Below are 10,511 nucleotides of genomic sequence, written 5' to 3'. Positions count from 1 at the left end.
GCAGGGCAACCAGACGCATGCGCGCCCAGTTTTCAGGGCCGCCGATAAAACGACGTCCGCTGGCGCAGCGCAGCATCGGTAATGGCAGCCAGCAGGCTGACAGCAGGGTCAGTGAGTCCGCCAGGGCTATATCGGACTCGGGGCGCACCACTTCCGCTGCGCCGCCATCTTCCGGGTAGAGCAGGAACTTACCGCTGTTGCCATCAACCTTAAGGCGCAGCAGCGGGCCGTTGGCGGTCTGGCGCACAAACTGGCGGCGCGCCGGGGTATCTGAGAGTTGCAGGCCAAAATCAAGAAACTGCACACCGCTGTTTTCAATCAGCGAAATTTTTTGTTTGTCATCGATCAGGGGAGCCAGCATCGTTATTTACTCTCACGCTTAATCGTCATCGGGAAGACCCGGTCATCAGCATACTGTGCTTCACACACGGCGGCGCCCATACTCGCATGGCAGACCAGCAGTGGCATACGGTAGCGCGAATTGTTCTGGCACTTCGCCGTGTAGCGGCTCTCAATAACCAGGTTACCGGCGCTGGTCATGGCGGCACTGACATCGGCTTTACAGGTGGTATTCCCCTGGGCGACCTGCACGGTGCCTTTGCCATTTTTAAACTGGAAGCGCATCACCGGCGGCTTACCGGTTGGCGTCTGCATCTGTTCGATAGTGACACGCCAGCGACCATCAATCACCTGCACCTGACCTTCGCGCACGGCGTCTGGCGTGACGATCAGGTCATCAGCTTTAGCCGGAACCGGCGGGGTTACCACACTGGCAAGGGTAGCAGATGACGCGGCAGGCGCTGCTTCGGTAGTGCCAGTGCTTGCTGGTTTCTGTGGCAGCGACTCGGGTTGTTTCTCAGCCGTTGCTGTCTCCGCAGGCGTCGTAGCAGACGGCGCAGCAGAAGGTGTCGCAGCAACCGGTGCCTGAGTCGCAGCGGGTGTTGGGGTTGATACAGGTGCAGGGGCGGTTACCGGCTTCGTTGTCGCAACCGGTGTGACCACAGGCTCCGGTTTATGCAGCAGCACGGCCACCGTCACGGCAGCAACAATAGCCACGGGCGGTAACAGAGTCCAGACGCGGAAACGGCGGCGAGCCACTACCGGCGTGACCGGCTGAGGTTCAACGGGGGCGACAACCGGCAAGGGTTCAGCAACAACTTCGGGTTCAGGTTTTGGTTCTGGCTCCGGTTCCGCGATAACGACTGGCTCAGTGACCACCGGTGCGGCAGGCAGCTCAGGTAGCGGTTCAACCAGCGTAGCAGGCAGGTTCTCTTCCAGGGTGTCACGCAGGCAGGCCAGCGCGTCATCGCGACTGCGCGCCTGGGCATCGACAAAGCCCCAGAAGGTGATAACGGGTTTGCCATCAACCAGATAGACATACTGCTGGTCGGGGAATTGAAGGGTTTTGCTCAGCAGGGCACCAAACAGGCGCATCGATGGGTTCTCTGCCGCGCGCGCGCGCGTACTGAGTTCCTGCATATCCTGCTGACAGGCGGTGAGCTGTTGCAGCGCCGCGCGACGTTCATGATCGCTGGCACCCAGCCAGGATTTCACCCGGCCGCTAAAAGGGGCATACCAGTCGAGGCGTTCGCCCCGTTCATTGGCCTGGGGAATCGCCAGGCAATCTGCCAGTGCGCCCTGACGGCGCAGGCGCAGGGTTTCACGAATTTGCAGTGCTGAGGCGTAGACCGGCTGGCCATTTTCACCTAACGCCAGAACTGCATCTAAATTACCGCTGCGCAGAATAGTTTTTGCCACCTGTTGGGCCCTTATCGGTCGTTGTCTGAGGCAGAAAATCGCGTGTTATCGACGATTAGGTTGATTTTACGCGGGGCAATGACAAATCAAACGGCAGAAAAGGAGGTAAATCCAGTGTTTTTTTCACTGGCGGGTGGAAAAATAACCGATATTTCAGCAGGTATCACGCAATCAGGTAGTTTTACGCACCAGCAGCAGGTGAGCGATAACGCCGCCCACCAGCCCCCAGAAGGCAGGGCCAATACCCAATAGAGAAACGCCCGACGCGGTGATCAAAAACGTGATCAGCGCACTGTCGCGTTCAGCAGGCACATCGAGTGCGCGATGCAGACTGCCACCCAGCGTGGCAAGCAGTGCCAGACCCGCCAGCGTCTCAATCAGCACCGCAGGCAGCGCACTGAACAGTACCGCGATCAGTGCCCCGGATGCGCCCGCCAGCAGATAGAACACACCGGCCAGCACCGCCGCCCGCCAGCGTTGCTGAGGATTTTCGTCGACCTCATCGCTCATGCAGATCGCCGCCGTAATCGCCGCCACGCAGACCGAAAAGCCACCAAACGGCGACAGCAGCAGGGCAGTGAATCCGGTCCAGCCCATCAGTGATGAGACCGGCGGACGGTAGCCGTGCGCCTGCAATGTGGCGATGCCGGGAGCATTCTGCGACGCCATCGTTACCAGGAAATAGGGCACGCCGATCCCCAGCAGCGTGGTCAGGGTAAAGTGCGGCATCACCGGTTCCGGCAGCGCCAGCATAATCGACTGCGGCGGAAAGTGGATGGCGTGCTGAGCCAGCGCAACCGCAATGCCTGCCAGCAGCGTCACCAGAATGGCGTAGCGGGCCAGCCAGCGACGGGCCAGCAACCAGGCCAGGCACATGCTGCTGCACAGCACAAAGTTGCTCTGCAAATCGGCAAAGGTCTGAAGCCCGAAACGCAGCAGAATACCTGCCAGCATCGCCGCCGCCAGCGAGGCGGGAATCTGGTTCATCAGTCGGGCAAACAGGCCGGTCACGCCGCTCACGACAATCAGCAGGTTGGCGAAAACAAAAACGCCCACCGCCTCATTCAGCGAAATGCCGTGGAAACTGGTGGCCAGCAGCGCGGCACCGGGCGTGGACCAGGCGGCCAGCACAGGCATGCGGTAGCGTAATGACAGACTCAGCGAGACGATCCCCTGCGCGAGCCCCAGCACCGACAGCCAGCCGCCAATCTGCGCGGGCGAGGCCCCTGCCGCCTGAAACATCTGATAGATAATCGCACCGCTGCTGCTGTAGCCCACCAGCACAGCAACGAAACCGGAGACCAGCATCGGCAAGGTAAAACGGGACGGTTCAGCACTCGTCATGATCAGATTCCCGGTAAAGTTGTGCGTTATAGCGCGCATGGTCGCATGATGCGCTATAACGCACAAGTGTTACACTATCACCATAACGTCTCTTACCAGGACTGGAATTCAGGAGAAAAAATGGCGGATTTTCAGCAACACCTGAGCGGCGCGCTCAGACAGTTGCGCCAGGCCAATGGCTGGAGCCTGACGCTGACCGCGGAGCGAACCGGCGTCAGTAAAGCGATGCTGGGTCAGATTGAGCGCGGCGAATCGAGTCCCACCGTGGCGACGTTGTGGAAGATTGCCACCGGTTTCAATGTTCCCTTTTCCTTTTTTATCGACGGCAGCGCCTTGCCAGCCGGCACAGCTTCAGGGTTCAGTCAGCCCAATGCTGAAATGTCAGTACGGTCGCTGCTGCCTTACGATCCGCAACTGCGTTTTGATCTGCTGGCGGTGGAGCTGGCAGCGGGCGCGCAGAGTCACTCGTCGCCGCATGAAGCCGGCTGCGTGGAGCAGGTGGTGGTCATTGAAGGCGAACTGCTGCTGGGTGTCGGTGATCTCTGGCGACGTCTGCTCACCGGAGAAGCGTTTCAGTTCAGGGCCGACGTGCTGCACAGCTACCGGAACCCGCTCAGCACGCCGCTGCGTTTCCACAGTCTGATTCACTACCTGCAACGCCCGGACGTTACAAATTGATACCGGAGCAAACTACACAGTTTACCTTCGTATCCTTATACTTTCGCTTATCGATGGAGACGGGTAATGAGCGATCTGACTGAATCTGCTGCCATGCTGCGCATGCTGGTGGGCAAACTGGGCCGCCGGTTACGCGAGTCGGCACCGCCTGGCGAACTCACCTGGTCGCAGGTTGCGGTGCTGGGACATCTGGTGCGCGACGGTTCGATGACGGTAACGCAGCTGGCGGCTGCCGAAGGCGTACGCACCCAGTCTATGGGCGCGACCGTCGCCGGGCTACTGGCGGCAGAACTGGTGACGGGGGAGCCTGATCCCCATGATGGCCGTAAAACCCGCTATCTGCCTACCGAATCGAGCCTCGCGGTGATTAACTCAAGTCGCGCGATGCGCGATGACTGGCTGGTGCGAACGCTGGAAGCGCGGCTTAGCCCGGCTGAACAGCAGCAGCTGACAGACGTTCTCCCTCTGTTGCAACGACTCACTGACTATTAAACCCGAGGATTCAACATGGCTGTAACCACACTTGATGCAAAAACTGCGCTGATTGTTATCGACCTGCAAAACGGCATTGTGGCGCTGCCGCTGGTTCATGAGCCGCAGCCAGTGATCGAACGCTGTGCCGGTCTGGCTGAGGCGTTTCGCACACACGATCTGCCGGTCGTGCTGGTGAACGTGGCGGGTGGAGCGCCGGGCCGTAACGAGCAGGCGCGTCACAGCGGCGAATTCCCTGCCGACTGGGCGACGCTGGTTCCGGCGATGACCCCGCAGCAGAATGACCTCACCATCACCAAGAAAACCTGGGGTGCGTTTCATGCCACGGCACTGCACGATGAACTGCAACAGCGCGGTATCACTCAGGTGGTGATTTGCGGTATCGCGACCAGTATCGGTGTGGAATCGACCGCACGTCAGGCGTATGAGCTGGGTTACAACGTCACGCTGGCGACGGATGCGATGACCGATCTGAATAGGGATACCCATAACAACAGCGTGAAATTGATCTTCCCGCGTCTGGGTGAAACCGGCAGCTGTGAGGAGATTAAGGCACAGCTGAATTCGCGTGCCTGATTAGCATTTAGATTCGGGCCACCACAACAGTGGCCCGGATGTTTTTAGCGGAAGGCGTAACCCAGCGTTAAACCGACACTGTAGTTGCGGCCAGGTGCAGACTCGAAGTAGCGACCATTACTCTCATTCACAATCACTGAACCCACGTAGTGCCGGTCAAACAGGTTATCCACCCGACCAAACAGATCCAGCGTCCAGTTATCCACCAGCCACTTATAGCCACTGTTCACGGCTGCCACGGTGTAGGACGGGGTATTCACCGCATTCTGATCTTCAGCGGCAATCTGGCTCAGATAACGTACCTCACTGCCTGCATAAAAGCCCTGTTCCGGCAGGTAACCGAGTCCGGCATAAGCCATGTTACGGGCGATGCCAGGGATGCGGTTGCCGTCACAGCTTTCGCTGCCACAGGCGTTGCTGCGATAGCGCGCATCCAGCAGCGTGTAAGCCATTTTCAGTCGCCAGTCCCAGGCAAACTGCTGATCCAGGCTTAACTCCAGACCGCGACGGCGGGTCTGACCGGCATTTTTATAGGTAGTACGTCCGCCACTGCTGGCATCCGCCACAATTTCATCACGGGTATCGGTCTGGAACAGCGCCGCGCTGATCAGGCCGTTGCCGATGCGTTTTTTGCTGCCGATCTCCAGCGTGTCGCTGGTGGCCGGTTTCAGCCCCAGGTTCAGGCCTGTTGCGCCATCCGAACGGTAGGACAGCTCATTAATGGTCGGGGTTTCAAAGCCGCGACCGGCAGAGATCCACGCGTTCCAGCTGGGGTCAAAGGCATATTTCAGCGCCGCAGCGGGCAGCCATTTGTGATAGCGCGCATCACCGCTGTCGTCGCCGTTACCGGGCTTGATATAGAAGTCATTGGAGTCAAAGTTAACCGTGCTGAAGCGCACGCCTGCATCCAGCGACAGCTTATCTGTCAGTTGCCAGGCGCTCTGCAGATAGGGATCGAGCGTCCACATCAGGTTTCGCTCGTTGCGGCGCAGATTGCCCTGTTCGCCCAGCTGCGTCACGCCGTTGCTGACCGTAAAGTTCTCATAGCCCTTGCGGCGCTCGGTCATGGTTTCGTAGTCGAGGCCACCGGTCACCGCCACCGGAATCGACAGCAGCGTGTCGCGATGGGTCCAGCGGGTATCGACGCCCTGATAGTGGCGGGTCAGGGCAATCACGCCACCGGGATGGGACGGATTGCGCTGAACGGCGGCGGGAATCGACTGGAACTGGGTGGTTTCGCGCATGCCCGCGTAGAGCATCACGCTGAGGTCGTCGTTCTCACTCATCTGACGCTGATAACGCAGGCCGCCCTGAGTCTGATCCACGGTTTTACGGGTGTTGTAGAGCGGAACGTTACTGACCACCTGGCGCGGATTGTCCCGCCACTGCGCCTCGGTTAAGCCGCCGGGATCCTGCGCGTCGATGTGAACGCTGTTAAACAGCAGCGTCAGGGTGCTGACATCATCGATCCGCACACCCAGCCGCGCGTTGCCGGGGTTCTTCTGTGCTTCGCTGTGATCGCGATAGCCGTGGGTGGTAAAGCGGGAGGCGGAGACGGTGTAGTTCACATCCCCGGCGTGACTGCCGTCACCGGTGGCGCCGCTGGCTTTGACGCTGTTGCGCCAGCTGCCGTAACTGCCGTACCAGCTGCTGGCTTCCAGCGTGGTCGGTTGCTGACCCTGCTGGGTGGTGACATTGATCACGCCGCCCGAGGCGTTGCCATACAGCGCAGAAAAGGGGCCGCGCAGCACTTCGACATGATCAATGGAGCCGATATCAATATTGGAGGTCTGCGCCTGACCATCCGGCATGGTGGCCGGGATACCATCCACGTAAATACGCAGACCGCGCACGCCGTAGGTTGAGCGGGAGCCAAAGCCGCGCATCGACAGCTGCAGGTCCTGTGCGTAATTCTGCCGGTTCTGGATTTGCAGACCCGGTACGCTGCTGAGATTTTCCGACAGGTTTACGCGCGCGGCCGCCTGACGCATATCGTCGCCGCTGACCACGCTCAGGGCGGCGGGCGTATCGAGTTCGTTAAGGCCCTTTTCCGGCGGGGCGGCCGTCACGACCAGGGTATTGTCATTATCCGCTGCCAGCAGCGGCAGCGGCAAAATGGCAGGCAACATCAACAGCGTCGCCTGACGCAGAGAAATTATTTTCATTATCAGAGGCCCGAAAAATAAGCGTAAATGAACCAGGTGGAACAATCGCCGCGTATGGTAAGGGTTTGATGCGCCGGGGTACACCGTTTCGGGCTGGATTTTTTCTCTGTTTACCGCCAGGCTGGAATCCATCTTTTGCAGTGACAAGGCATTCGATATGATCGGATGCAGACCTATAACTCACGGGAGTCAGCATGAAACAACCTGAAGTGGCGGTTCTGGGATTAGGCGCAATGGGGCACGCATTTGCCGCCAACCTGCTGAAAAAAGGCTTTCGCGTACATGGCTGGAACCGCACCCGCGCACGTGGCGAGGATCTGCTGGAGGCCGGTTTACAGCTGGCTGACTCGCCGGAAGAAGCGGTGCGTCAGGCGGATGTAGTGATTGCCATGCTCTCCGATGGCGACACCACCGAGCAGGTGCTGCATCAGGCGAAAGAGGCGTTTAAGCAGGGCGCGACGCTCTGCCAGATGGGCACCATCGGCGTAGAAAAAACCGATGCGTTGATCGCCTTTTTCGCAGAGGAACGTCCCGATGTGCTGCTGATTGATGCGCCGGTCTCCGGCACCAAAGCGCCAGCAGAAAATGCACAGATTCTGGTGCTGGCCAGTGGCGATCAGAGCCGGGCGCAGGCGGCAGAAGCGGTGTTTGCCGCCATCAGTAAAGGAACAAAGTGGCTGGGTGAGGCGGGCAAAAGCACCCGCATGAAGCTGGTCATCAACAGCTGGCTGATCGGCATGATGCAGAGCCTGGCGGAGAGTACCCGTCTGGCGGAACAGTTCGGCTTTTCCACCGACGATCTCTGGCAGGTGCTGGAGGGCGGTCCGCTGGCCGCACCTTATGCGAAAATGAAGCTCGGGATGATAGCCAGTGACGACTATACGCCGCAGATGCATCTGATCTGGGCGCTGAAAGATGCCCGCCTGGCGCTGGATGCGGCAGAGACGCCATTACCGGCGCTGGAGAACATCGCGCAGCTCTGGCAGCAGGCGGTAAACGCTGGACACGGAGAAGAGGATCTGGCGGTCATCTACCGCTACCTGAAGGCGCAATGAGTCAGCAGCATTTTGACTTCAGCACGCGCCCGCTGGTGCCGCTGGCGCACGACTACCTGCACGGTGCCAGCGAACCCTGGCATCATCACGCCTGCGCCCAGCTGATCCATACCCTGAGCGGCGTGGTGCGGGTCGAGACGGAGTATGGCAGCTGGATTGTGCCGCCGAGTCGTGGCGTCTGGCTGCCCGCGTTTACCCGTCATGCACTGCAGATTACCGGCAGTGTGGCGGCGCGAACGTTGTTTATCGACCCGCTGGCGCGCGCCGATCTGCCCGCCAGTTGTCAGGTGGTGCAGATCTCGCCGCTGCTGCGCGAGCTCATCGTCACGGCGCTGAGCCTGCCGGAGCAGTACAGCGCCGGGAGCCGTGCCGAGCGGGTGATGGAGTTGATTCTGGATGAGATTCGGGGCATGGATGTGCTGCCTTTTGCGCTGCCGACGCCCGACAGCCCCCGGTTACAGGCGCTGTGCGAGCAGATTCAGCAGACGCCCGGTGAAAGCTGGACGCTGCAGCGTGCCAGCGCGCAGATGAATGTCTCGGGCCGCACGCTGGCCCGTCATTTTATGCGCGAAACCGGACTGCAGTTCAGCGACTGGGTGCGACGTGCCCGCCTGGCAATCGCGCTGACGCGACTGGCGCAGGGCGACTCCGTGCTGCGGGTGGCGCTGGAGCTGGGCTATGAGAGCCCCAGTGCGTTTAGTGCGATGTTTCGTCGTCTGCTGGGCGTTGCGCCCACTGACTACTTTCCGCCTGCAGAAACTGGCCTGCCGCGCTGAGCAGCGCCTGCAATGCGGCGCGGGCCGTGTCGTTGTCGATACTCACTCCCCAGGCCCGCACACCACGGGCATCCACGCAGCTGACATAGGCCACAGAACGGCTGTCACTGCGTCTTCCCAGCGTATGCTCGTGATAGTCCTCAATGGTCAGATGCAGATCAAACGCGCCGCGCAGGGCATTCACCGCCGCAGACAGCCAGCCGTTGCCGCTGCCGGTCAGTGTCAGTGAGCGGTCCTGAACCCTCACGCTGGCACTGATCTGCGTCTGCCCGCCGCTGTCACTCTGACTGTCAGCCCGCTGCAATGCCACCGCAGGCTGCGTCACGCCATACTGGCGGCAGAAGAGTTGCCACAGCGCGTAGTGCGTCATCTCGCCGCCGTGGCGGTCCGTCTCCTGCTGAACACAGCGGCTGAAATCCTGCTGCAGCGCACGCGGCATTTGTAAACCATGATTCTGCTCCAGCAGCCAGGCGGCACCGCTTTTTCCCGACTGACTGTTTACGCGGATTACCGCCTCATAGCTGCAGCCAATATCGGCCGGATCCAGCGGCAGGTAGGGCATCTGCCACTCTTTCTCCTGCCGTTCGGCGCGGATGGCGAACCCTTTTTTTATCGCATCCTGATGAGAACCGGAGAAGGCGGTGAAGACCAGCTCGCCTGCATAGGGATGACGCGGATGAACCGGAAGCTGGTTGCAGCGGGTTACCACTTCAATCACCTCATGCATCTGGCTGAAATCGAGCTGCGGTGAAACACCCTGGGTATAGAGATTCAGCGCCAGCGTTATCAAATCGACATTGCCGGTGCGTTCACCGTTACCAAACAGGCAGCCCTCCACCCGGTCAGCGCCCGCCAGCAGCGCCAGTTCTGCGCAGGCGACGCCGGTGCCGCGATCGTTGTGCGGATGCACGCTGATGCAGACAGCATCACGGCGGCTGAAGTGGCGGCAGAAAAATTCAATCTGATCGGCATAGACGTTGGGAGTGTTCACCTCCACCGTGGCGGGGAGGTTAATGATCATCGGGCGCTGCGCGTCCGGTTGCCAGACATCGGCCACCGCCTCGCAAATCTCCAGCACAAACTCCGGCTCGGTGAAGCAGAAGGTCTCTGGCGAATATTCAAAGGTCCAATGGGTTTCCGGCTGCGCCTGGCATTCGGCGCGGATCTGGCGTGCGCCAGCGGTGGCCAGCGCCACGATTTCCGCTTTACTCTGCTTAAATACCCGCTCGCGAAACAGCGGCGCGGTGGCATTATAGAGATGCACGATGGCGCGCGGCACACCCTGCAGCGCCACAAACGTGCGCGCAATCAGATCTTCGCGCGCCTGGGTCAGCACCTGTAACGTCACATCCTCCGGGATGCGCTGCTGCTCAATCAGGTCACGGACGAAATCGAAATCCGTCTGCGACGCCGAGGGAAAGGCGACCTCGATCTCGCGGAACCCGCAGCGCAGCAGCAGATCCCAGAACGCCATCTTCCGCTCCCGATCCATCGGTTCTGCCAGCGCCTGATTGCCATCACGCAAATCGGTGGAGAGCCAGCGCGGGGCTTGGGTGAGCTGGCGCGAAGGCCACTGGCGGTCAGGCAGGGACACTACCGGGGAGGGACGATATTTATCAGCAGGTTGGGTCAGCATAGGATTCTCCTTGTGTTTTTTTACCAGTCTG

Annotated in this window: 10 protein-coding genes; 5 read left to right on the top strand and 5 right to left on the bottom strand. The window is 60.2% G+C overall.

Going from position 1 to position 10,511, the window contains the following annotated elements; genetic code table 11:
• From AC2LB6_RS22440 to AC2LB6_RS22430, 3 genes are all read right to left on the bottom strand, one after another.
• Positions 1–361, bottom strand: a 361-nt coding sequence (locus tag AC2LB6_RS22440) for a virulence factor SrfB (protein WP_490095194.1), incomplete at its 3' end; no start/stop codon positions are given.
• Between the two features lie 2 nt (positions 362–363).
• Complete coding sequence (locus tag AC2LB6_RS22435; protein WP_490095193.1) at positions 364–1,758, bottom strand: SrfA family protein; 1,395 nt, start codon at positions 1,756–1,758, stop codon at positions 364–366.
• A gap of 171 nt (positions 1,759–1,929) precedes the next feature.
• Positions 1,930–3,102 (bottom strand): benzoate/H(+) symporter BenE family transporter, encoded by a 1,173-nt coding sequence (locus tag AC2LB6_RS22430; RefSeq protein ID WP_490095192.1) that lies wholly within the window; start codon positions 3,100–3,102, stop codon positions 1,930–1,932.
• Between the two features lie 120 nt (positions 3,103–3,222).
• Between AC2LB6_RS22430 and AC2LB6_RS22425 the strand changes: the two genes are divergently transcribed.
• The 3 genes from AC2LB6_RS22425 to AC2LB6_RS22415 all read left to right on the top strand — a co-directional run bounded on the left by AC2LB6_RS22425 (position 3,223) and on the right by AC2LB6_RS22415 (position 4,848).
• The gene (locus AC2LB6_RS22425; protein WP_090961256.1) at positions 3,223–3,780 is read left to right on the top strand and encodes a helix-turn-helix domain-containing protein; all 558 of its coding nucleotides are present in this window, start codon (positions 3,223–3,225) and stop codon (positions 3,778–3,780) included.
• A gap of 66 nt (positions 3,781–3,846) precedes the next feature.
• Positions 3,847–4,272: a MarR family winged helix-turn-helix transcriptional regulator gene (locus AC2LB6_RS22420; RefSeq protein WP_490095191.1), complete on the top strand. Its 426-nt coding sequence runs from the start codon at positions 3,847–3,849 to the stop codon at positions 4,270–4,272.
• Positions 4,273–4,287: 15 nt separating this feature from the next.
• Positions 4,288–4,848 carry an isochorismatase family protein gene (locus AC2LB6_RS22415; protein WP_490095190.1) on the top strand — a complete coding sequence of 187 codons (561 nt, stop codon included), beginning with the start codon at positions 4,288–4,290 and terminating at the stop codon, positions 4,846–4,848.
• Between the two features lie 44 nt (positions 4,849–4,892).
• Here AC2LB6_RS22415 and pqqU read toward each other — a convergent pair whose 3' ends face one another.
• On the bottom strand, positions 4,893–7,013 hold the full coding sequence (gene pqqU, locus AC2LB6_RS22410) for a TonB-dependent receptor PqqU (protein ID WP_490095189.1): 2,121 nt from the start codon (positions 7,011–7,013) through the stop codon (positions 4,893–4,895).
• A 194-nt stretch (positions 7,014–7,207) separates the two neighbouring features.
• Between pqqU and AC2LB6_RS22405 the strand changes: the two genes are divergently transcribed.
• Together AC2LB6_RS22405 and AC2LB6_RS22400 are read left to right on the top strand one after the other, a co-directional pair.
• Positions 7,208–8,068, top strand: coding sequence for an NAD(P)-dependent oxidoreductase (locus AC2LB6_RS22405; RefSeq protein ID WP_490095188.1), 861 nt, complete (start codon positions 7,208–7,210; stop codon positions 8,066–8,068).
• The gene (locus AC2LB6_RS22400; RefSeq protein WP_490095187.1) at positions 8,065–8,844 is read left to right on the top strand and encodes an AraC family transcriptional regulator; all 780 of its coding nucleotides are present in this window, start codon (positions 8,065–8,067) and stop codon (positions 8,842–8,844) included. Before AC2LB6_RS22405 ends, AC2LB6_RS22400 begins: the two co-directional genes overlap by 4 nt.
• On the opposite strand, the gene leuA is transcribed toward AC2LB6_RS22400, so the two are convergent.
• Positions 8,765–10,480 (bottom strand): 2-isopropylmalate synthase, encoded by a 1,716-nt coding sequence (leuA, locus tag AC2LB6_RS22395; RefSeq protein WP_490095186.1) that lies wholly within the window; start codon positions 10,478–10,480, stop codon positions 8,765–8,767. The genes AC2LB6_RS22400 and leuA overlap by 80 nt on opposite strands.
• Positions 10,481–10,511 lie beyond the last annotated feature (31 nt).

This window comes from Pantoea sp. RCC30.1, from assembly GCF_058148845.1.
The sequence above is the reverse complement of the archived record's forward strand: the minus strand, read 5'-3'. Positions and strand labels throughout refer to the sequence as shown.